The sequence below is a fragment of the Trinickia mobilis genome (genome assembly GCF_017315705.1).
Lineage (GTDB): Bacteria > Pseudomonadota > Gammaproteobacteria > Burkholderiales > Burkholderiaceae > Trinickia_A > Trinickia_A mobilis.
The window spans coordinates 18,964-41,094 of sequence record NZ_JAFLRF010000045.1 but is presented as its reverse complement, the minus strand read 5'-3'; the positions used below and the strand labels follow the sequence as shown (position 1 = coordinate 41,094).

General features: G+C 64.3%; 21 protein-coding genes and 1 pseudogene. 17 read left to right on the top strand and 5 right to left on the bottom strand.

All coding sequences use genetic code 11. The features are described 5' to 3' along the window. From ccsA to msrQ, 3 genes are all read left to right on the top strand, one after another. Positions 1-179 (top strand): cytochrome c biogenesis protein CcsA (gene ccsA / locus J3489_RS32200; protein WP_207004874.1); only part of this gene is annotated, 179 nt, incomplete at its 5' end. 171 nt (positions 180-350) lie between these two features. Next, positions 351-1,355, top strand: a complete 1,005-nt coding sequence (gene msrP, locus J3489_RS32195) for a protein-methionine-sulfoxide reductase catalytic subunit MsrP (RefSeq protein ID WP_207004870.1) — start codon at positions 351-353, stop codon at positions 1,353-1,355. A 17-nt stretch (positions 1,356-1,372) separates the two neighbouring features. After that, positions 1,373-2,074 carry a protein-methionine-sulfoxide reductase heme-binding subunit MsrQ gene (msrQ, locus tag J3489_RS32190; protein ID WP_207004869.1) on the top strand — a complete coding sequence of 234 codons (702 nt, stop codon included), beginning with the start codon at positions 1,373-1,375 and terminating at the stop codon, positions 2,072-2,074. A gap of 94 nt (positions 2,075-2,168) precedes the next feature. Here the strand turns inward: msrQ and lysA are convergent, their stop codons facing one another. Together lysA and lptM are read right to left on the bottom strand one after the other, a co-directional pair. Continuing rightward, a complete protein-coding gene (lysA, locus tag J3489_RS32185; RefSeq protein ID WP_207004868.1) occupies positions 2,169-3,431 on the bottom strand; it encodes a diaminopimelate decarboxylase in 1,263 nt (420 codons plus the stop codon). A 133-nt stretch (positions 3,432-3,564) separates the two neighbouring features. Further along, the gene (gene lptM, locus J3489_RS32180; protein WP_207004867.1) at positions 3,565-3,888 is read right to left on the bottom strand and encodes an LPS translocon maturation chaperone LptM; all 324 of its coding nucleotides are present in this window, start codon (positions 3,886-3,888) and stop codon (positions 3,565-3,567) included. Between the two features lie 35 nt (positions 3,889-3,923). On the opposite strand from lptM, the gene cyaY reads away from it, so the two are divergent. Beyond that, positions 3,924-4,241 carry an iron donor protein CyaY gene (gene cyaY, locus J3489_RS32175; protein ID WP_207004866.1) on the top strand — a complete coding sequence of 106 codons (318 nt, stop codon included), beginning with the start codon at positions 3,924-3,926 and terminating at the stop codon, positions 4,239-4,241. 49 nt (positions 4,242-4,290) lie between these two features. Here cyaY and J3489_RS32170 read toward each other — a convergent pair whose 3' ends face one another. Then, a complete protein-coding gene (locus J3489_RS32170) occupies positions 4,291-6,693 on the bottom strand; it encodes a penicillin-binding protein 1A (protein ID WP_207004865.1) in 2,403 nt (800 codons plus the stop codon). Positions 6,694-6,943: 250 nt separating this feature from the next. On the opposite strand from J3489_RS32170, the gene pilM reads away from it, so the two are divergent. From pilM to ugpQ, 12 genes and pseudogenes are all read left to right on the top strand, one after another. Further along, on the top strand, positions 6,944-7,933 hold the full coding sequence (gene pilM / locus J3489_RS32165; protein ID WP_207004864.1) for a pilus assembly protein PilM: 990 nt from the start codon (positions 6,944-6,946) through the stop codon (positions 7,931-7,933). A 62-nt stretch (positions 7,934-7,995) separates the two neighbouring features. Further along, the gene (locus tag J3489_RS32160; RefSeq protein ID WP_207004863.1) at positions 7,996-8,616 is read left to right on the top strand and encodes a PilN family protein; all 621 of its coding nucleotides are present in this window, start codon (positions 7,996-7,998) and stop codon (positions 8,614-8,616) included. Then, the gene (locus tag J3489_RS32155) at positions 8,613-9,515 is read left to right on the top strand and encodes a hypothetical protein (RefSeq protein WP_207004862.1); all 903 of its coding nucleotides are present in this window, start codon (positions 8,613-8,615) and stop codon (positions 9,513-9,515) included. Before J3489_RS32160 ends, J3489_RS32155 begins: the two co-directional genes overlap by 4 nt. Further along, complete coding sequence (locus J3489_RS32150) at positions 9,512-11,119, top strand: type IV pilus secretin PilQ (protein WP_309491454.1); 1,608 nt, start codon at positions 9,512-9,514, stop codon at positions 11,117-11,119. The genes J3489_RS32155 and J3489_RS32150 overlap by 4 nt, the downstream gene beginning before the upstream one ends. Before the next feature lie 108 nt (positions 11,120-11,227). Continuing rightward, positions 11,228-11,779: a shikimate kinase gene (locus tag J3489_RS32145; protein ID WP_207004861.1), complete on the top strand. Its 552-nt coding sequence runs from the start codon at positions 11,228-11,230 to the stop codon at positions 11,777-11,779. Next, positions 11,776-12,852, top strand: coding sequence for a 3-dehydroquinate synthase (aroB, locus tag J3489_RS32140; RefSeq protein ID WP_207004860.1), 1,077 nt, complete (start codon positions 11,776-11,778; stop codon positions 12,850-12,852). The genes J3489_RS32145 and aroB overlap by 4 nt, the downstream gene beginning before the upstream one ends. A 201-nt stretch (positions 12,853-13,053) precedes the next feature. Further along, positions 13,054-14,202, top strand: a pseudogene (locus tag J3489_RS32135) (deoxyguanosinetriphosphate triphosphohydrolase); the annotation flags it as partial. Between the two features lie 129 nt (positions 14,203-14,331). Then, positions 14,332-15,657: a sn-glycerol-3-phosphate ABC transporter substrate-binding protein UgpB gene (ugpB, locus tag J3489_RS32130; RefSeq protein WP_207004859.1), complete on the top strand. Its 1,326-nt coding sequence runs from the start codon at positions 14,332-14,334 to the stop codon at positions 15,655-15,657. 168 nt (positions 15,658-15,825) lie between these two features. After that, positions 15,826-16,710: a sn-glycerol-3-phosphate ABC transporter permease UgpA gene (gene ugpA / locus J3489_RS32125; protein WP_207004858.1), complete on the top strand. Its 885-nt coding sequence runs from the start codon at positions 15,826-15,828 to the stop codon at positions 16,708-16,710. Continuing rightward, a complete protein-coding gene (ugpE, locus tag J3489_RS32120; RefSeq protein ID WP_207004857.1) occupies positions 16,707-17,552 on the top strand; it encodes a sn-glycerol-3-phosphate ABC transporter permease UgpE in 846 nt (281 codons plus the stop codon). Before ugpA ends, ugpE begins: the two co-directional genes overlap by 4 nt. Before the next feature lie 183 nt (positions 17,553-17,735). Further along, positions 17,736-18,821: a sn-glycerol-3-phosphate import ATP-binding protein UgpC gene (locus J3489_RS32115; RefSeq protein WP_207004856.1), complete on the top strand. Its 1,086-nt coding sequence runs from the start codon at positions 17,736-17,738 to the stop codon at positions 18,819-18,821. 31 nt (positions 18,822-18,852) lie between these two features. Continuing rightward, positions 18,853-19,608, top strand: coding sequence for a glycerophosphodiester phosphodiesterase (gene ugpQ / locus J3489_RS32110; protein WP_207004855.1), 756 nt, complete (start codon positions 18,853-18,855; stop codon positions 19,606-19,608). Positions 19,609-19,711: 103 nt separating this feature from the next. Here ugpQ and J3489_RS32105 read toward each other — a convergent pair whose 3' ends face one another. Together J3489_RS32105 and J3489_RS32100 are read right to left on the bottom strand one after the other, a co-directional pair. Next, positions 19,712-20,089 (bottom strand): ElaB/YgaM/YqjD family protein, encoded by a 378-nt coding sequence (locus tag J3489_RS32105; RefSeq protein ID WP_207004854.1) that lies wholly within the window; start codon positions 20,087-20,089, stop codon positions 19,712-19,714. Between the two features lie 260 nt (positions 20,090-20,349). After that, the gene (locus tag J3489_RS32100) at positions 20,350-21,072 is read right to left on the bottom strand and encodes an OmpW/AlkL family protein (protein ID WP_207004853.1); all 723 of its coding nucleotides are present in this window, start codon (positions 21,070-21,072) and stop codon (positions 20,350-20,352) included. 187 nt (positions 21,073-21,259) lie between these two features. Between J3489_RS32100 and J3489_RS32095 the strand changes: the two genes are divergently transcribed. Continuing rightward, on the top strand, positions 21,260-21,967 hold the full coding sequence (locus tag J3489_RS32095) for a transposase (RefSeq protein ID WP_207004852.1): 708 nt from the start codon (positions 21,260-21,262) through the stop codon (positions 21,965-21,967). Positions 21,968-22,131 lie beyond the last annotated feature (164 nt).

Sequence of the window (22,131 nt, the reverse complement as noted above, 5' to 3'; positions counted from 1 at the left end):
AGACCTGGGCGCTGATCGTCTGGCTGAACTACGCGGCGTGGCTGCACATGCGCCTGATGAAGGGGCTGCGCGGCGCAGCCGCTGCGTGGTGGGCGCTGACGGGCCTCCTCGTCACGACGTTCGCATTCCTCGGCGTCAACATGTTCCTGTCCGGCTTGCATAGTTACGGCAAGCTGTAATATTCGCCGTCCTGCTACGACAAAAAACCGCCGAATGCTTCGCACCGGCGGTTTTTTGTCTCGGGAGAGCGTTTTATTTTGCATCCAGTACGCTACCCGAACGGTATATATGGCCGATGGGTCGAATGAACATGCACGGTCGGCCCGAACCGCCTATCAGGAGCTTTCACCATGTGGACCAAGCGAGGACAACGAATTCAATTGCGGGGCGACGACATTGCGGCAAGCGAGATTACGCCGCGCGCCGTATGGGAGAACCGGCGGCGCGTGCTGCAACTGGCGGGCATGGCGGGTGTGGCTGCGGCGGGCGGTCTGTTCGGCATCAGCGATCCGGCGTTCGCCACCTACGAGTCGCCCGATGCCAACGCACAGAAGCTCGCGGCGAAAACCAATCCGAAGTTCGTCGTCGTGGACAAGGTCACGTCGTACAAGGACATCACGACCTACAACAATTACTACGAATTCGGCACCGACAAGAGCGATCCGGCGGAAAACGCACATACGCTGCGGCCGCGTCCGTGGCGCGTGAGCGTCGAGGGCGAGGTCAAGAACGCGAAGGTTTACGATATCGACGCGCTGCTGAAGCTCGCGCCGCTCGAGGAGCGCGTGTACCGGCACCGCTGCGTCGAGGGGTGGTCGATGGTGATTCCGTGGGTCGGCTTCCCGCTTGCCGAGCTGATCAAGCAGGCGCAGCCGACCGGCAACGCCAAGTACGTGCAATTCATCACGCTCGCAGACCCGTCGCAGATGCCCGGGGTCTCCCAGCCCATTCTCGACTGGCCGTATTCCGAAGGCCTGCGGATGGACGAGGCGATGAATCCTTTGACGCTCTTGACGGTCGGCGTCTACGGGCAAGTGCTGCCGAATCAGAACGGCGCGCCGATCCGCGTCGTCGTGCCGTGGAAGTACGGTTTCAAGAGCGCGAAGTCGCTCGTGAAGATCCGCTTCGTCGAGCAGCAGCCGCCGACGAGCTGGAACAAGGAAGCGACGAACGAGTACGGTTTTTATTCGAACGTGAACCCGAACGTCGATCACCCGCGCTGGAGTCAGGCGACCGAACGGCGCATCGGCGAGGACGGATTCTTCACACCGAAGCGTAAGACGCTGATGTTCAACGGCTACGGTGATCTCGTCGCGTCGATGTACCAGGGCATGGATCTGCGGAAAAACTTCTGAGCTAAGCGGCGCCGATCATGACCGACATGCAAACCACCCTCACGAGCCAAAGCAGCGGGAACGCGCGCCAGGCGAAGGCAGCGCCTGCCGCACGGCCGGCCCGCAAGGGCGAACGCTGGATCGCGCCTGCGAAGGTCGCGGTTTTCATCGCTGCGTGGTACCCGCTCGCGCGCATCGTGCTGTTCGGCCTGACGGACCGGCTGGGCGCGAATCCGATCGAATTCATTACGCGCTCGACGGGCCTCTGGACGCTCGTCTTCCTCTGCATCACATTGGCCGTCACGCCGCTGCGCCGGCTCACCGGCGTGAACGCGCTGCTGCGTTTTCGGCGCATGCTCGGGCTCTACGCGTTCTTCTACGCGACGCTGCACTTCACGACCTACATCTGGTTCGACAAGTGGTTCGATGTCGCCGCGATGCTGAAGGACGTCGGCAAGCGTCCGTTCATCATGGTCGGGTTTGCCGCGTTCGTGCTGTTGATTCCGCTCGCCGTGACGTCGCCGCGCGCGATGGCGCGCAAGCTCGGCCGCCACTGGCAGACGCTGCACCGCGCGATCTACGCGATCGCCGGGCTCGCGATCCTGCATTTCTGGTGGATGAAGGCGGGCAAGCACGACCTGATCCTGCCGAAGATTTACGGTGCGATCGTAATCGCGCTGCTCGGCTGGCGCTTGCTCGTGTGGGTGCGTGGGCGGTTTTTCGAGCGACAGCGGCTTTGAATCGAAAGCCGTTCAGTGGCTCGACGCCGCGATAAAAAAGGCGAGGCTCACCATTGAGCCTCGCCTTTTTGCTATTGACGCGCGTTGTTGCGTTTTACTTCGGCAACACCGTTTCGCCGGCGAACAATTCCTTCACGTTCTCTCGCTCGCGCACAATTTGCGCGTGACTGCCGTCGACCATCACCTCGGCCGCCCGCGGACGCGTGTTGTAGTTCGAGCTCATGACGAAACCGTAGGCGCCGGCCGAGCGGATGGCGAGCAGGTCGCCGGCTTCGATCGCCAGTTGCCGGTCGCGGCCGAGCCAATCGCCGCTTTCGCAAACGGGACCGACCACGTCATACACATGCGCCGACACATCGCGCTTCACGGCGGGTTCGATCGCGTGAAACGCCTGATACATCGCCGGACGTGCGAGGTCGTTCATTGCTGCATCGACGATCGCAAAGTTCTTTTCTTCGCCCGGCTTCAGGAATTCGACACGCGTCAGCAGGATGCCGGCATTGCCCGTGACCGAGCGGCCTGGCTCGAAGAACACCGCGCGATGGCCGTGTCCGCGCGCGTCGATGTGGTCGAGCAGCGTCTTCACGAATTCGCCGATGTCGGGCGGCGTTTCCGTGTCGTATTGGATGCCGAGTCCGCCGCCGACGTCGACATGATGAATCTTCGTGCCGTCTGCTTCGATCTGTTCGACGAGTTCGAGCAGCCTGTCGACGGCGTCGAGGTACGGGGCGATCTCGGTGATCTGCGAGCCGATATGGCAGTCGATGCCGACCACGTGCAGGTTCGGCATCGCGGCGGCGGCGCGGTAGGTTGCACGCGCGTCGTCGAACGCGACTCCGAATTTATTCGCCTTGAGTCCTGTCGAAATGTAGGGGTGCGTTTTCGGATCGACGTCGGGATTCACGCGCAGCGAGACCGGCGCCGTCTTGCCCATCGACGCCGCTACCGCGTTGAGCCGGTCGAGTTCCGGAATCGACTCGACGTTGAAGCACTTCACGCCGGCCGCAAGCGCCTCGCGCATTTCCTCGGCGCTTTTGCCGACGCCCGAGAACACCACGTTCTCCGCCTTGCCCCCGGCCGTGAGCACGCGCGCGAGCTCGCCGCTCGAAACGATATCGAAGCCTGCGCCCAAGCGGGCGAAGACGTTCAGCACTGCGAGGTTGCTGTTCGCCTTCACGGCGACGTGGACCGATGCGCGCCGGCCCGCGCACGCATTCGCATAGGCCTCGTAGGCCTGTGTCAGCGCTGCGCGCGAGTAGACGTAAAGCGGGGTCCCGAATTGGCGGGCAAGCGAGACGGTCGACACACCTTCGGCGTGCAGCACGCCGTCGACAAAGGCGAATGTGGTTTGATTCATGTCAGTAAGCGCCGGGCCGCCCCAAGCGTACTGACACCTCCTCGGGGGGCAGCGTGTCGATCCGGAGTTAGCGCTGTAGCGCTTACTCCGGTCCCATGCAAAGCAAGCAGTGAGCGCGGGGGCTGTTTCATATTTAATCTTGGGACGAGCCCGATGCCGGACTGGACGCCGGCTTGGCGGTGCCCGGCGTCGTGCCGAGTTGGCTGTCCGGAGAAAGCGAGAGCGGAGTGGACGACATATCGGCAGCGGCCCCAATCGCACCGGGCGCCGGAGCCGCGCCGGTTTCTGCGTCCGGCTTCACGTCGGACGGGAGCGGTTCCATTTGGTCCGAGGGCTTTTTCGGCAGCGGCGGGACGTTCGGCATATAGAGCGGCCCGCGCTGTCCGCAGCCGCCAAGCGCAGCGGCGGTGAGAGCCGAAGCCGCTACAATCGCGCTCATCCTGAAAACGACCCGCATGACTGTCCCTGAATGATTAATCGGTGGAGTTTAGCATGACCGACAGTGAATACCTGACCCGCGCAGAAGCCGTACTGGCCGCGATTGAGCGCGCATTCGACGATATCGATGCCGACATCGAATTCGACCGCAGCGGCAATGTTCTGACGCTCGAATTCGAGAATAAAACGAAGATCATCGTGAACCTGCAGCCGCCCATGCACGAAATCTGGATCGCGGCGAAGGCCGGCGGTTTTCATTTCAAGTTCGTCGACGGCGAATGGCGCGATACGCGCAGCGGTCAGGAATTTTTTGCCGCGCTTTCGCAATATGCGTCACAGCAGGCGGGCGAGCCTGTCGAGTTCCAGGCGTAAGAGCGCGCGGCTTGCTGGTTTCTCAGCGAGCCGCGCATCGCCGCGCGCTTCAGCGGCCGCGGAACAGGTTCATGATGTCCTGCTTTTCCTGATCGCCCACTTGTTCCGGCATCGCTTGCGAACCTGATTCGACGGCCTCGCCGTCGGCCGGACCCTGGTTGACGCCGACGCGCGCGACAAAGCCATGGCCCGGAGTGAATTCGTCGAAATACAACTCGCCGTCGACCGACACGACGTCCTCCGGCATCGGCATCTTGTACTCGGGCACGCCCTTGAGCGTCTGTCCCATGTAGTCGATCCATACCGGTAGCGCCAGGCCGCCGCCGGTTTCGCGGTCGCCGAGACTGCGCGGATTGTCGTAGCCGATCCACGCGATGGCCGTCAGCGTGCGCTGATAGCCGGCGAACCAGGCGTCGCGCGAATCGTTGGTCGTGCCGGTCTTGCCCGCGAGATCGGTGCGCTTGAGCGCGTTCGTCTTGGCGCCGGTGCCGCGCTGCGCGACGCTTTGCAGCAGGCTGTTCATGACGTAGGCGTTGCGCGCGTCGATCGCGCGCGGGGCGTTTTGTCCGGCGATGATCGGATGCGCGTGCGCGAGGACGTTTCCGGACTGATCGGTGACTTCGGCGATCAGATAGGGGTTGATCCGGTATCCGCCGTTCGCGAACACCGAATACGCGCCGGCCATCTGCAGCGGCGTGACGAGGCCCGCGCCGAGCGCCATCGGCAAATACGCGGGGTGACGGTCCGCGTCGAAGCCGAAGCGCGTGATGTATTGCTGCGCGTACTTCGTGCCGATTTGCGAGAGGATGCGGATCGACACCAGGTTGCGCGACTTTTGCAACGCCGTACGCATCGTCATCGGACCTTCGAAGCCGCCGCCGTAATTCTTCGGCTCCCACGGCAGCCCGCCTGTTTCGGCCGCGCTGAAAAAGAGCGGTGCGTCGTTGATGATTGTGGAGGGGGCGAGGCCCTTGTCGAGCGACGCGGAATAGATAAACGGCTTGAAGCTCGAGCCCGGCTGGCGCCACGCCTGCGTCACGTGGTTGAACTTGTTCTTGTTGAAGTCGAAGCCGCCGACGAGCGCCTGGATCGCGCCGTCCTGCGGCACAACCGAAACGAACGCGCCTTCGACTTGCGGCAACTGCGTGATCGCCCAACTGCCATCGCTGTTTTTGATGAGGCGCACGATCGCGCCGGGCCGAATGCGCTGGCTCGGCTGGGCGCGCGGACCGAGCGCGACGGCGACGAAGCGCAGGCCGTCGCCGATGATCGTCGCCACGTTGCCGTCGATGAAGGCCGCCTGCACCTCTTTCGGGTTGGCCGACGTCACGACTGCCGCAATGATTTCACCGTTGTCCGGATGCTCGGCGAGTGCGTCGTCGATGGTCTGCTCGCGCTCGCTCGCGTCCGCGGGCAAGTCGATGAAGGCTTCCGGGCCGCGGTAGCCGTGACGCCGCTCATAGTCCATCAGGCCGCGGCGGATCGCGCGGTACGCGACGTCCTGATCCGCCGAATCGATCGTCGTGACGACGTTCAGGCCGCGCGTGTACGCCTCTTCGCGGTATTGGGCGTACATCATCTGGCGCACCATTTCGGCGACGTACTCGGCGTGCACGCTGAATTCCCTGCCCAAGCCCTTGACGACGAGCGGCTGCTTCACTGCGTCGTCGTACTGTGCTTCGGTGATGAAGTGCAGCTCGCGCATCCGTTGCAAGATGTACTGCTGCCGCACCTTCGCGCGGTTTGGATTGACGACCGGGTTGTAGGCGGAGGGCGCCTTGGGCAAGCCTGCGAGCATCGCCGCCTCGGCGAGCGTGATGTCCTTCAGATCCTTGCCGAAATAGACGCGCGCCGCGCTCGCGAAGCCGTAGGCGCGCTGGCCGAGGTAGATCTGATTCATGTACACCTCGAGAATCTGACCCTTGGTCAGCTTCGACTCGATCTTGTAGGCGAGCAGCATCTCGTAGATCTTGCGCGTGTAGGTCTTCTCGCTCGACAGGAAAAAGTTGCGCGCGACCTGCATCGTGATCGTGCTCGCGCCCTGCGTCGCATGGCCGTTCGTCAGCGCGACAAAGCCGGCGCGCGCGATGCCGGTCAAATCGACGCCGCCGTGGTCGTAAAAGCGCGCGTCCTCGATCGCGAGGATCGCTTTCTTCAGGTAATCGGGCACGTCCTGAATGTGCACGACATCGCGGCGTTCTTCGCCGAACTCGCCGATCAGCACGTGGTCCGCCGTATAGACGCGCAGCGGCACTTTCGGGCGATAGTCGGTGAGCGCGTCGAGCGACGGCAGGTTCGGACGCACGACCACCAGCGCATAGCCGAGCACGAGCCCCACGCACACGGCGAACGCGGCGACGAGACCGGCAAACCCGAGCAGCAGCTTGAGCCACAGCGGTTGTTTGCGCTTCTCCGGGATGGCTGGCGGAGACGAAGGAGGCGAGGATTGCATACAGACACCAAAAAGCAGACTTGCGATTATAGCTGGCCGGGCCTGTTCGCTTTCGAATCGCTTACTTTCCGCCGCTCGAACCGCTGAATACCAATGTAGCGCCTCGGCGGGGCTTCGGAGCGCGCGCGATGCCGCGTTAGCCATTCGGCCGAGTGCCCCGAGCGCCCCAGACTTTGCAGAATTCGTCAGGCGAATAGCACGTACGAACGCGCGCCCGAATGGTTCGGCGCGCACGCTGCAAGGAGGAGCCATGCCGATCAGAAACACGCTGCTGCCCACCAAGCGCCGCTTCGCGGCGGGCATCGACCTAGGTCCGCGGGAAGTGCGGCTTGCGGTATTGAGCCAGCGCGGGCGAGGGGCGGGGCCGGTGAGCGTCGAGTGCCTTGCCGTGGCGCCGCTTGCGGGCGGCGCGATGGCGGGCGCGCAAATCGTCGATCGGGCAGCGGTGGCGTCGGCCCTCAACGAGGCTTTCGCGCAGCTTCCGGATACGTGCGCGACCCGCAAGCTGACCTGCGCGATGGCCGTGCCGGGGTCGGCGACCGTGGTGGCGTCCGTCGCGCTGTCGCGGCTGACGCCGCGTACGCCGCGGGCCACGCCCCTGCAAGTGCTGTCCGGCATCGAGCCTGCTGTGATGGCCGAGGCCGAGCGTGTCGCCGGTATCGAGCGGCATGCGTTGGCGGTCGATTGGTTTATCGACGACGCGCCCCGTGAAGCCAGCGGCAACGCGCCCTCTGTGACGATCGCGGCCACGCCGCGGCAGCATCTCGAAGCGCGTGTCGAAGCGGCCGCGGCCGCCGGCATCGAATTGATCGCGCTGGACGGCGAGCCGCCCGCCGCGCTTCGCGCGTTGCGGCACGCCGCCGAATTGGAGTTGAATCCGCGCGAACGTTACGCCGCGCTGTGGGTCGGCGGCGACGGAGTCTACGGGTGGCGGATGGCGAACGGCGTGGCGGAAGCGCACATCCGCTATCCCGCTCCGGAGCACGCGGACTTGGCAGACGCCTTGCGCGAATTGGCCGATGGCGGCGCGCTCGGCTGCGCGTTGATCGGGGGCGAACTCGATTTGCTCGGCAGCGCGGGGCTTGCGATTGCCGACGTCGGCGACCTGCTTGGCTGCAGCGTGCTGCCGTTCGAGTGCGGCTCGTTTTGTGACGGTTCGAGCCGGGTTTCGGCCGAGCTGCGTCATGCGTCGTCGTTTGCGGTTGCGTTTGGATTGGCGTTGCGCGGGGTTTTCGAATGACGGCGCTGTCCTTTTGGAAATTGCGCCGATCGGGGCAGCCTACGCACAGGCGTTCCGTACGTATGGGCGGCTTCAATTTGTTGCCGTATCGGCAGCGCGATGCGCGTCGGGCGCGGCGGCGCTTTCTGGTCGAGTGCCTCGTGGCGGCGCTGACCGGGTGCGCGGCGGTGATGGCGTGGGCCGGCTGGGAAGCGTTGGAGCACGCCCGTCTGGACGCAAAGCGCGAGGCGCTCGAAACGACGCTGGCCAGCCTCGGCGTACCGCTTGCCGAATACCGTCGCCTCGAAGGCCTGCGCGCGGATCAGCATAAGCGCGCGGCATTGGCGCAAAAGTTGGCGGCGCCGAGAGCGCGATTGCTCGACCTCTTCGATGCGCTGAGCAGGGAAGCCTACTCGGGCATTGTTCTGCGCGAGTTGAAGCAAACGGATCGTGAGGTGACGCTTATCGCGAGCGCAAAGGACGCCGCCGCTTCATCTGCGTGGCTTGCGCGCTTGAACGGCGTGAGGGGTGTTCAGGCGGTGGACGTCGCCGATCTGCGGCACATCGCCGCATCTTCGGGCGACGACGAGCTTGGTATCAGCAGCACGATCGAATTTGCCGCGCATCTGCGTTGGGACGGTGCGCAAGCAAAGCTCGTCGAGGACACAAGGCGTCGCGTGGACAACCAGCGGGGTGCGCGATGAGCACGACTGCGGATCGGATGCCGCGGCCGCAGGGCGGCGCGCGGTTCGGCAGTCTTGCAGACTGGCTCTCGGGCCTGCGCATGCCGCTGGAGGCGTGGAGCGGCGCTCGGCGTTCAGCGGTAGGCACGGTGGTCGCCGCTGCGGTCTTCGGTATCGGCATGTATGCGTGGGATGCAGCGGATCTAAGCCGCACGAGTGCCGGCCAGGCGGCGCTGGCTGACGTGGAGCATCGGCTAGCCGAAGCACGCGCGGCCATCGCGAAGCTTTCTGCTCTGCGTTCGGAGATGGCCCATGCAATGACTTCAACGGACGATCGAGCCGGCTCGTCCATCGGCAATTGGCACGCCGTCTCGACGCTAGCCGCCCAAAGCGGCTTGACGCTGCGCAAGCTTGAGCCAGCCAAGCCTCATGGGGAAGGGATCGAGGCGGTGCGTCCGGCGCACGCCGTCGCGCGCGCGAATTTCGCCGGGTTGCTCGATTTCCTGCACGGATTGCCGAGCCTGCCGGTGCTTGTCGTTCCGGCGGATCTGCATGTGAAGCGCGATGCCGACGATCTTTCGATCGGCATAACGTTGGCATTCTTCGACGCGCTGCCTTCGTCGCTCGCGCCATCTGTCGCCGCCGATCCGGACCCGGACGACGATGAAGTGAGGTTTTCCGACCCGTTTGCGGCGGCGCCGGCGGCGCACTCCGACGCAGGATCGACGCTGCACCTCGTGGGTTTGTTTCGCGAAGGCACGCGCGGACTCGCGTTGCTGGCTGCGGCAGACGGTACGACGGCGCTCGAAACAGGGCAGTCGATCGGGCTGGAGAAAGTCACGCGCATCGACGATCGAGGCGTCACGTTGTCGAGCGGTGCAGGCGTGCGGTTGCTGACGCTGGCGGAGGGGACGCGGTGATCGTCCGATACGGAAGTCGATGGGTGTTCGTCATCGTGTGCTTCGTGGCGGCGGCAGCGCGCGCGTCGGTGCCGCCGTTGCCGCCGTTGCCCGCGCAGATGCCGCTCGACGATTCAGTCGGGCGGCACAGGGTGTTGCCGTTGTTCAAGAACGGCGGAGCGGAAATTCCCAGTCCGTTGCAAAGCGAAGCGACTCAGCCGCGCAGCTTTGCGCCGCTGGACGACGATGTAGGGAGCGGGGACGCCGCTGCGTCGACGACGAAGGCGCCTGTCGACGCCCCAGCGGAACGCGCCACCGACGCCGCGGCCGCCCCGCTCGAAGGCCCGCCGGTGCCGCTCACGCCTCCACAACGCATGAGCGGCGGCGCGGCCAATCCGAGCGATATCGAATCCGGCGATAACAAGCCCATCACGCTAAATTTCCAAAACGCCGAACTGGGGGCGGTGCTCGACGCGTTCGCGCGCTTCACGAACTTGAATATCGTCGCGAGCGAGCGCGTGCGCGGCTTCGTGTCGCTGCGCTTGCACCAGGTACCGTGGCGCACCGCGTTCGACACGCTGCTCGACGTCAACGGCCTCGCGATGGAGCGGCGCGGCAACGTGATCTGGGTCGCGCCGCTAGCCGATCTGGCGGCCCGCGAGCGGCTGCGCTTCGAAGCGCACGCTCGCGCAGCAGAGCTGGAGCCGCTGGCAAGCCGCACTTTCGAGTTGCACTACGCGCGTGCGGAGGATGTCGTGCGCCTGTTGAGCGCGCCGGGCGGCCAGCGCGTGCTGTCCAAGCGCGGCGCGGCCATGGCGGACCCGCGCACGAACCTCATGTTCGTGACCGACCTCGATGTGCGGCTCGCGCAAATTGCCGAGCTGCTCGCCGCGATCGACAAGCCGACGCGTCAAGTGCTGATCGAAGCGCGGATCGTCGAGGGCGAACACGGCTTTTCGCGCGATCTCGGCGCGCGCCTGTCGCTGCGCGCGACGCAGGATGGCGGGACGTCGACGGGCCTCTCCGGCGGCAGGGAGGGCTCGATCTATGACCTGTCGGCGAGGCCGATATCGGGTTTCGACGCCGCGACGGCCGGCTTCACACTGTTCGCCGCGCGCGCCACCCGGTTTTTGAACGTCGAATTGAGTGCACTGGAAGCGGAGGGACGCGGGGAGATCGTGTCGAGCCCGCGCGTCGTTACGGCGGACCGGATGAAGGCGATCGTCGAACAGGGCACCGAGGTGCCGTATCAGGCGAAGGTGGGCAACGGCGTGTCCGGCGTCCAGTTTCGCCGCGCCAGCCTGAAACTCGAGGTCGAGCCGCAAATTACGCCGGCTGGCCGCGTGATTCTAGACCTCGACGTTGCGAAAGACAGCGTCGGCGAACAGACGGCCAATGGGCCCGCGATCAACACGAAGCATGTGCAGACGCGTGTCGAGGTGGAGGACGGCGGCACGGTCTCTATCGGCGGGATTTATGAAAGCAATGACCGGGATGATGTGACGCGGGTGCCGCTCTTGGGCAAAATACCTCTTTTGGGCGCGCTTTTTCGACATCGCGCGCGGAGCGAACGACGCAATGAGTTGGTCGTTTTTATCACGCCGCACGTCGTCGAAACGCAGTGAACGAGCCTGGTGTGCGCGGGCCGCTGTTCTGGCCCCGTGCTCGACAAGGCGGGCGCTTTGCCAGTAAGCTGCGCCACGAACCACAGCAGATCAAGTCAGAGGAAACCGTTGCAAGCGCGGGATGCACACGCCAATGTATTTTTCGTAGGGCTCATGGGGGCAGGCAAGACCACCGTGGGCCGTGCGGTCGCGCGCCGTCTGGATCGGCCGTTCTTCGATTCGGACCACGAAATCGAGGCACGCACCGGCGCGCGCATCCCAATCATCTTCGAGCACGAGGGCGAAGCCGGCTTTCGCGACCGCGAGGCGGCGGTCATTTCCGCCCTGACCGCGCGCGAGGGCATCGTGCTTGCCACTGGCGGCGGCGCAATCCTGCGTCCGGAAAACCGCGAATTCCTGCACACGCGCGGCCTCGTCGTCTATTTGCGCGCGAATCCGCACGACCTTTGGCTGCGCACCCGCAAAGACAAGAACCGGCCGCTCCTGCAGACCGAAGACCCGAAAGCCAAGCTCGAAGCGCTCTATAGCGTGCGCGACCCGCTGTACCGCGAATGCGCGCACTTCATCGTGGAAACGGGACGTCCGTCAGTGAACGGGCTCGTCAACATGGTGCTCATGCAGCTCGAGATGGCCGGCATCACCCGACAGGCACATACATGATTACCGTCAACGTCGACTTGGGCGAACGCGCCTATCCCATTCATATCGGCACGGAGCTCATCGGCAAGACCGAACTTTTCGCGCCGCACATCGCCGGCTCGTCGGTGATGATCGTGACCAACACCACGGTCGATCCGCTCTACGGCGATGCCGTGCGTCAAGCGCTCGCGCCGCTCAACAAGAAAGTGTCGACGGTCGTGCTGCCCGACGGCGAAGCCTATAAAAACTGGGAAACGCTGAACCTCATCTTCGACGCGCTGCTCACGGAGCATGCGGACCGCAAGACCACGCTGATCGCGCTCGGCGGCGGCGTGATCGGCGACATGACCGGCTTTGCTGCCGCCTGCTACATGCGCGGCGTTCCGTTCATCCAGGTGCCGACTACGCTCTTGTCGCAGGTGGATTCGTCGGTGGGCGGCAAGACAGGTATCAACCATCCGCTCGGCAAGAACATGATCGGCGCGTTCTATCAGCCGCAGGCCGTCATCGCGGACATCGGCGCGCTTCGCACGCTGCCGGCGCGCGAACTGGCGGCGGGCGTTGCCGAGGTCATCAAGACTGGCGCGATTGCGGACGCCGGGTTCTTCGACTGGATCGAAGCCAACGTCGACGCGCTGAATCGCTGCGAGCCGGACGCGCTCGCGCAGGCGGTCAAGCGTTCGTGCGAGATCAAGGCGTCGGTCGTCGCGGCCGACGAACGCGAGGGCGGGCTGCGCGCGATCCTCAACTTCGGCCACACGTTCGGCCACGCAATCGAAGCCGGCCTTGGCTACGGCGAATGGCTGCACGGCGAAGCCGTCGGGTGCGGGATGGCGATGGCCGCGGATCTGTCGGTGCGCCTGGGCCATCTCGACGACGCGGCGCGCAAGCGGCTCGTCACCGTGATCGCCGCGGCGCACCTGCCCACGCGCGCGCCGGCGCTCGGTGAAGCGCGCTATATGGAGCTGATGAAGGTCGACAAGAAAGCCGAGGGAGGGTCGATCAAATTCATTCTGCTGAAGCGTTTCGGCGAGACACTGATGGCGACCGCGCCCGAGGACGTCGTCCACGAGACGCTCGCGGCAAGTCTCTGACGCCGCGCTGGCCCATATCGGGCTGGGCCACGTCGGCCGCGACGCGCGATCCATGATTCGGAGGGGGAGTCACCGGTGAGTGAGAAGCGCAGCGCAACGCTGAAAGAGTCGCAGGAGGCATCGAACGAAGTGGCGGCCACCCGGCCGAGCGCTACGTCGTCCGTATCCGGCGAGCGCAATGCAGGCCAACGCGCGGCCGTTTTCGTTGCCCCCACCGTAGCCTCCCTCGAAGCTCACCTCGCACCCTATGCGGCGCATTCGTTGCAATCGCGCGGCCGTCGCTATGCCGAGCCGCCTCCCGAAGCGCGCACGGAATTTCAGCGCGACCGCGATCGCATCGTCCATTCCACCGCCTTCCGGCGCCTCGAATACAAGACGCAGGTCTTCGTCAATCACGAAGGCGACCTCTTTCGCACACGGCTCACGCACAGCCTCGAAGTCGCGCAGATCGCGCGCTCGATCGCGCGCAATCTGCGGCTCAACGAGGATCTGGTCGAAGCGATTTCGCTCGCCCACGACCTCGGCCATACGCCCTTCGGGCACGCCGGCCAGGATGCACTCAACGAGTGCATGCGCGAGCACGGCGGTTTCGAACACAATCTGCAAAGCCTCGCGGTCGTCGACGAGCTCGAGGAGCACTACGGCGCGTTCAACGGCCTGAATCTTTGCTTCGAGACGCGCGAAGGCATCCTGAAACATTGCTCGCGCGAGAACGCACGCAAGCTCGGCGCACTCGGCGAACGGTTCCTGAACGGCCAGCAGCCGTCGCTGGAAGCGCAGATCGCGAACGTCGCCGACGAAATCGCGTACAACAATCATGACGTCGACGACGGCCTGCGTTCCGGGCTCCTGACGATCGAGCAACTGGCGCAGGTCGAGCTGTGGCAGATGCACTATGAAGCCGCGAAGCGCGCGTATCCCGATCTCGAAGGGCGTCGGGTGATACATGAGACCGTGCGGCGGATCATCAACACGCTGATCGTCGACCTGATCGACGCGACGACGCGCAACCTCGTCGCGCACGCGCCAGAATCGCTCGACGCCGTGCGCGCCGCCCCGCCGCTCGTCGCGCACAGCGAGGCGGTCGCGGCGCAGGCCGCGGCGCTCAAGCGCTTTTTGTTCAAGAACCTGTACCGCCACTATCGGGTGATGCGGATGGCGAACAAGGCGCGGCGCGTGGTCACCGGCCTTTTCGACGCATTCACCGAAGATCCGCGCCTCCTGCCCCCCGCCTACGCGGCTGCCGACGAGACCCAGCAGCCGCGCCTCATCGCGCATTACATCGCCGGCATGACCGATCGTTACGCGCTGAAAGAATATCAACGACTTTTTGTCATAGACGACAATTAGACTGCGCGGAAACGTTTTCGAAACGTTTTCATCCGTAGCCTCCCGCAGGAGACCTCGGACGCCCGGCACGCTTGAGCCGCCGTGCGTTAGCCGCGGGCCATTCGCGTCAATCAAAAGGAGAAGAAGTCGATGGGTTACAAGACGCTGTTCCGTTCATTGGCCCTCGGGGGCGCGCTGTTCGCCGGTGCGAGCCATGCCGTGTTCGCGGCTACGGAAATCCAGTTCTGGCACGCGATGGAGGCTGCACTCGGCGAGCGCGTGAACGACATCGCCGCCCAGTTCAACGCGTCGCAGAGCGACTACAAGATCGTCCCGGTCTTCAAGGGCACCTATGACCAGACGCTCGCGGCCGGCATCGCCGCCTACCGCAGCGGCAACGCGCCGGCGATCCTGCAGGTCTACGAAGTCGGCACGGCGACGATGATGCAGGCGAAAAAGGCTGTGCTGCCGGTGTCGGAGGTGTTCAGGCAGGCGGGCGTGCCGCTTGATCAAAAGGCCTTCGTGCCGGCCGTCGCGAGCTACTACAGCGACGCGAAGACGGGCCAGCTCGTGTCGATGCCGTTCAACAGTTCGACGCCGGTCCTCTACTACAACAAGGACGCGTTCAAGAAGGCCGGCCTCGACCCGAATCAGCCGCCCAAAACGTGGGATGAAGTCGCCGCCGACGCGGTGAAGCTCAAGGCCGCCGGCATGTCGTGCGGCTTCACGACCGGCTGGCAAGGCTGGATCCAGCTCGAAGAGTACAGCGCGTGGCAGGGCGCGCCCTACGCGAGCGAGAACAACGGCTTCGACGGCACGAACGCGGTGCTCGAATTCAACAAGCCGCTGCAGATCGCCCACATCCAGTTCCTGCAGAACATGGCGAAGGCGGGCACGTTCGCTTACGCCGGCCGCAAGGACGAGGCAGTGTCGAAGTTCTATAGCGGCGATTGCGGGATCGCGATGAACTCGTCCGGGTCGCTCGCGACGATCCGCAAGTACGCGAAGTTCGACATCGGCACCGGGATGATGCCGTACGACCCGAGCGTGAAGGGTGCGCCCCAGAACGCGATCATCGGCGGCGCGAGCCTGTGGGTGCTCGCGGGCAAGGATCCAAACGTCTACAAGGGCGTCGCGAAGTTCCTTGCGTATTTGTCGTCGGCGAGCGTCGCTGCGAAGTGGCATCAGGACACGGGTTATCTGCCGGTCACGACGGCGGCCTACGACCTGACGCGCCAGCAAGGCTTCTACGACAAGAACCCGGGCGCCGATACCGCGATCAAGCAGATGCTCAACAAGCCGCCGCTGCCGTACACGAAGGGGCTGCGCCTTGGCAACATGCCGCAGATCCGCACGATCGTCGACGAGGAGCTCGAGCAGGTCTGGGCGCAGAAGAAGACGCCGAAAGAGGCGCTCGATTCGGCGGCCTCGCGTGGCGACGAGCTGCTGCGGCGCTTCGAGCAATCGGGGAGTTGACCGTCATCCCGGGCCGTCGCGGCGGTATGCCGCCGCACGTTCGGCTGGCTCCGCATGCGATGGCCCGGTAGTTTTGACGGCAACAGCCTTTCCTCGCCAGGGCGGCGCGCCGTGCGCACGCAGGCACGCCGCCGCGCTTCGCGACGCCACCTTACTGACCGGCCGCCTATGCACCAACGTTCCCGCTTCGGCACGAGCGTGCTGCCTTATTTGCTGATCGCGCCGCAGCTCGCGATTACCGCGCTCTTCTTTCTCTGGCCTGCCGGCGTCGCGCTTTGGCAATCGACGCAGATGCAGGACGCGTTCGGCACCTCGAGCGAATTCGTCGGTTTCGCGAACTTCGAACGCTTGTTTGCGGACCCGTTGTATCTCGCGTCGTTCAAGACGACGCTCGTGTTCAGCACGCTCGTAACGGTTTGCGGTCTGGTCGTCTCGCTGCTGCTCGCGGCCTGCGCGGACCGCGTGACGCGCGGCTCGAACGCCTACCGCACGCTCTTGATCTGGCCGTACGCGGTGGCGCCCGCGATCGCGGCCGTGCTGTGGACGTTCCTCTTCAATCCGAGCATCGGTCTTGTGACGTTCGCGCTCGCGAAGGCGGGCATCGTCTGGAATCATGCTTTGAACGGCGGACAGGCGATGTTCCTCGTCGTGCTGGCGTCGGTCTGGAAGCAGGTCAGCTACAACTTTCTCTTTTTCTACGCGGGCCTGCAGGCGATTCCGCGCTCGCTCATCGAGGCGGCGGCGATCGACGGCGCCGGCCCCGTGCGCCGTTTTTTCGGCATCGCGCTGCCGCTTCTGTCGCCGACCAGCTTCTTCCTGCTCGTCGTCAACCTCGTCTACGCATTCTTCGATACGTTCCCGGTCATCGACGCGGCCACCGGCGGCGGTCCCGCCCAAGACACGAAGACGCTCATCTACAAGATCTTCACCGAAGGCTTCCAGGGGCTCGACATCGGCAGTTCCGGCGCGCAGTCGGTCGTGCTGATGCTGATCGTCGTCGCGCTGACGGTCGTGCAGTTCCGCTTCATCGAACGCAAGGTGCAATACGCATGATCGAAAATCGCAAAGGCTTCGATCTCTTTTGTCACGCGGTGCTGATCGCGGGCGTCGCGCTGATCGTGTTTCCGGTCTACGTCGCGTTTTGCGCGGCGACGATGAGCGCGCAGGAGGTCTTTACCGTGCCGCTGTCGCTCGTGCCGAGCACGCACCTGTTCGAGAACATCGCGAGCGTCTGGACGCATGGCAGCGGCAGCGCGGCGAGCCCGTTCGGGCGGATGCTGCTGAACAGCCTCGTGATGGCGCTCGCGATTTCGATCGGCAAGATCGCCGTGTCGATCATCTCGGCTTACGCGATCGTGTTCTTCCGCTTTCCGCTGCGCAACACGGCGTTCTGGCTGATCTTCGTCACGCTGATGCTGCCCGTCGAAGTGCGCATTTTCCCGACGGTGCAAGTCGTGTCGTCGATGCATCTGACCAACAGCTACGCGGGCCTGACGCTGCCGCTGATCGCGTCGGCAACGGCCACGTTCCTGTTTCGCCAGTTCTTCATGACGCTGCCCGACGAATTGATGGACGCGGCGCGCATCGATGGCGCAGGGCCCTTGCGTTTCTTCTGGGACGTGGTGCTGCCACTGTCGAAGACGAACATCGCGGCACTCTTCGTCATCACCTTCATCTACGGGTGGAATCAGTACCTGTGGCCGATCCTGATCACGAACGAGCAGTCGCTCACGACAGCCGTGGTCGGCATCAAGTCGATGATCGCCAGCGGCGACACCGCGACCGAATGGCATCTCGTGATGGCCGCGACCTTGCTCGCGATGCTGCCGCCGCTCGTCGTCGTGATCGCGATGCAGCGCTGGTTCGTGCGCGGGCTCGTCGACGCGGAAAAGTGATTCATGAACGACCCCCCACGCACACTGTCCTTCGCTGCCCCCTCCCCCAATCCCCCAATCCCCCAATCCCCCAATCCCCCAATCCCCCAATCCCCCAATCCCCCAATCCCCCAATCCCCCAAGGGGACTTCCTACGGGGCGGGGGACGGGAGGCATCTTGAATCGTACGGAGACAAACGAAGCATGACAGCCTTGACTTTGAAGAGCGTGCGAAAGACCTACGACGGCAAGCAGTTCGTGCTGCACGGGATCGACGTCGAGATCGAGGACGGCGAGTTCGTCGTGCTGGTCGGCCCGTCGGGCTGCGGCAAGTCGACGTTGCTGCGCATGGTCGCGGGGCTCGAAAGCGTGTCCGATGGCGAGATCGCGATCGGCGCGCGCGTCGTCAATACGCTCGAGCCGAAGGATCGCGACATCGCCATGGTGTTCCAGAACTACGCGCTCTATCCGCACATGAGCGTCAAGGAGAACATGGCGTATGGTCTGAAGATTCGCGGCATCGCGCGCGGCACGATCGAGTCGCGCGTCGCCGCGGCCGCCAAGATTCTCGAACTGGAAGCGCTGCTCGAGCGCAAGCCGCGCGAGTTGTCGGGCGGCCAGCGTCAGCGCGTCGCGATGGGGCGCGCGATCGTGCGCGAGCCGTCGGTGTTCCTGTTCGACGAGCCGCTCTCGAATCTGGACGCGAAACTGCGCGTGCAAATGCGGCTCGAAATACAGCGGCTGCATGCGCGTCTTGGCACGACGAGCCTCTACGTCACGCACGATCAGATCGAAGCGATGACGCTCGCGCAGCGCGTGATCGTGATGAATCGCGGGCACGCGGAGCAGATCGGCGCGCCGACCGAGATCTACGAGCGCCCGGCGACCGTGTTTGTCGCAAGCTTTATCGGCTCGCCGGCAATGAACTTGCTCAACGGCCGTCTTGCTGTCGACGGCGCGACGTTCGAAGTCGCGGGCGGCGGTCCGGCGCTGCCGGTTGCGGGCGCGCCCGGCATCGGCCGCGCAATCGCGACCGCACGCGACTGGATTCTCGGCATCCGCCCCGAGCACATGACGCCGCAGTCCGCGGCATCGCACGCGCCGCTCGCCGTCGAATCTTGCGAGCTGCTCGGCGCCGACAATCTCGCACACGGACGCTGGGGCGCGCATGATGTGGCAGTGCGCCTTCCGCATGCGGAGCGGCCGGCACGCGGCGACACGCTGCCTGCTGCGTTGCCGGTGCAGCACCTTCATTTCTTCGATCCCGCTACGGGGCGGCGCGCGTTTTAAAGCCATAGTGACAGCCACGGAACAGTCGACGATGACAACCCGCAACTGGTCTTATCCGCGCGTGGTCGCGCATCGCGGCGGCGGCACGCTCGCGCCTGAGAACACGCTTGCCGCGATCGATACCGGCGCGCGCCTCGGATTGAAGATGATCGAGTTCGACGCGAAGCTTTCGGCCGACAACGTCGTGTTCCTGCTGCACGACGACACGGTGAACCGCACGTCGAACGGGCGCGGTGCGGCAGCGAAACTGCGTTATGACGAGATCGCGGCGCTCGATGCGGGCAGTTGGCGCGACGCGCGCTTCGCCGGCGAACGGATGCCGACGCTCGAGCAAGTCGCCGCGCGTTGCGCGGCGCTCGGTCTCGCGGCGAATGTCGAAATCAAGCCGTGCGCGCTGCGCGATGTTCAAACGGGACGGCTGGTCGCCGAGGAGGCCGCGCGGCTGTGGTCGGCATCGGCAATGCCGCCGCTCTTGTCGTCGTTCTCCTACGGCGCGTTGGCTGCTGCCCGCGACGCTGCACCTGAACTGCCGCGCGGCCTGCTGTTCGATGCCGTGCCCGCGCATTGGCGTGCGCAGACGGACGCGCTCGAGTGTGTATCGCTGCACGCAAATCACCGCGAACTAAACGGGCGGCTCGTCGCGCAGATCAAAGCGTCCGGTCTGTTTATCCTTGCTTACACGGTGAATGATCCGGAGCGCGCGCGGCTGCTCGGCGATTGGGGCGTGGACTCGATCTGCACCGACCGCATCGATCTCATCGGCGCGGACTTCTTCGATCACGCGTGACGCGGCAGCGTGACGCGACAATAAGCAACGAAGAAAGATTCCGGCGCACGCGTTAAGCGTGCCCCTCGACGCACACAGGCACAGGACACGCCGCGCCGGACATCTACCGCCCCCGCGCAAGCAGCGCCCCGGCGATGAGCGCCACGCCGCCGACAATCGCGATCGCTTGCCAGGGGTTTTCCCGCACATAGTCGTCGGCGTCGGCGAACACTTCGGTCGCGCGTTCGCGCATGCCTTGCTGTGCGCCGTCTAGACGGGCGCGCGCGGCGTCGAGGCGCTGCTTCAATTGCGCACGGAGCACGGCGGCATCGGCATGCGTGCCGTCGGTGAGCGCTTGCTCGAGTTCGGCAAGCAAGTCGCGCATTTCTCCGCCGATGTCTTCGGCCGCGTGCCGGCCATGCCGCGCGATGCGGCGCGCGTGGCGCTTGGTGCTGCTCCAGGAATCTCCGATGGCGTCTTTCGTATTCGGCAATGCTGTCATGCTGATTGCTCCGTCGGTAATGGACATGAAATGCCAAAAGCCCGCTGCTTCCGCGGCATTACCACATTTCAGCAACTTCGATGCCATCCCCACAGGGGCAAGCGCTCAAGGCGTTTGCCGATCGGCCGAGGGTAGAAACTTCATCATGTCTGCCGGTGTGCAGTCGAATTTACAACCTGTCGAGATGAGCCGCGCACGTAAAAAAACGCCGCACGATGTCGTGCGACGTCTCGAATGCAGGCCTAAAATTTCCGCTACGCTTAGAAGCGATAGCCGATCTTTGCGTAGGTGACGATCGGGTTCAGGCGGATCTTCGCTTGCGAATTCACAGTCAAAGTGCCGACTGGCGTTTGCGCTTGCGTCGTGAAGTTTGCCTTCACGCTCAACGGGATGTACGAGATCGAGACTCCCGCGAACCAGTGATCGGTAAAGCTGTAGTTGAAGCCTAGATTAAACACGGGCGCCCAGGAACGATCCGTGGAAACGCTGGTCGGACCATGCAGGACGTTGGCTTGGAACGTGCCGTTGGTGATGGTTGCATCGGAGAACCATACCCGGGTCACGCCGAGGCCGGCATACGGACGAAACTTCGATTGCGGGCTCAGGAAGTTCCACTTGAACAACAGCGCCGGGCTCCATTGGCGGACTGTGCCGAGGGTGCCGTACGGCGCGAGCGTACCGGAACCTTGCAGATCGAATTTCGCCGGAATGCCGAACTCGAATTCGGTCGCGATATGGTCGGTAATGAAGTAGCCGATGCTTGTGCCCAGTGTGTCGGAGCTGTCGGCGCTGGCGCTGGTGCCTGCCACAGATTGATTGACGGGTGTGCCGCCAGTGCTAAGTATTTCCAGCGGGTCGCTGCTGCTTTGAGGTGCTAGATGGAACCACCCTGTCGTTAAGTAAAAGGTCCCGGCCGTTTGTGCATGTGCCGCCGTCACACAGGCGAGCGCCGCCGCCCCCGTGATGGCCTGTTTTAATTTCATGTGTGCTCCTCCATTAAAGGCCCGCTTATTATGAAGAGAAGGTTTGAATCAGACCATATGCGCCCGCTAGAGCATTCTCCCTAAGCGCGGCGCCGCTTCGGGCTAAGCCGCGCCGCGCTTAAAGCGAACGTTGGTGCGGCGCTTCGGACCTTCGGGTAACTACCAACGCGACTAAACGGAATCCAGCATGGCACGCCTCGCACGTCTCTACGTTCCTGAACAGCCACAGCATGTGATCCTGCGCGGACTCGATCAGCAGCCCGCATTTGTCGACGACCAGGACTACGAGCTATTTATCGATTGCCTGAAAGCAGCGTCGCGCGATCATCGCTTGGCCATTCATGCCTATGTGCTGATGCCTGGCGCGGTGCAATTGCTCGTCACGCCGAGTGACGAGGCAAGCTTGCCAAAAGCGATGCAGGCAGTCGGCCGCCGCTACGTCGCGCACTTCAACCGGCGTTATGCGCGGCGCGGCACGCTTTGGGAAGGGCGCTACCGCGCGACCGTCATCGAAGGCGAACGGTACTTCCTGCTTGCGAGCCGTGTCGTCGAAATGTGTCCGGTGCGCGCGCAACTCGCCACGCTGGCCGAGGACTATCGCTGGTCGAGCTACCGGCATCACATCGGGCTCACGATCGACAGCCTCGTCACCGACCACCCGTTGTATTGGTCGCTCGGCAACACGCCGTTCGAGCGGCAGCGCGCGTACAAGGAACTCTGCGAGCAACCGCTCGACGAGCGCGAAGCCAGCCAGTTGCAGCAGGCGACGTTGAAGGGCTGGGTGCTCGGCGGCGACTCGTATCGGGAATGGGCGGCGCGTGCCGCGAACCGGCGCGTCTCGCCGTTGCCGCGCGGCCGGCCGAGAAAGGTTCGCGAGACGCCGCATACGCAATGAACGGGACGTCTGCGACAACGGTCCGAGGGCGGCAGAAAGCTCGGCAAAAAGAAACGGTATCTGCGGATGCCGTTTCTTTTTGCCCATTTTCGATGCAACCCCAATAAAACGGGATGGCAATGCACCAGTTCGATAATTGGTGTCTGATCATAACGATTTATTTG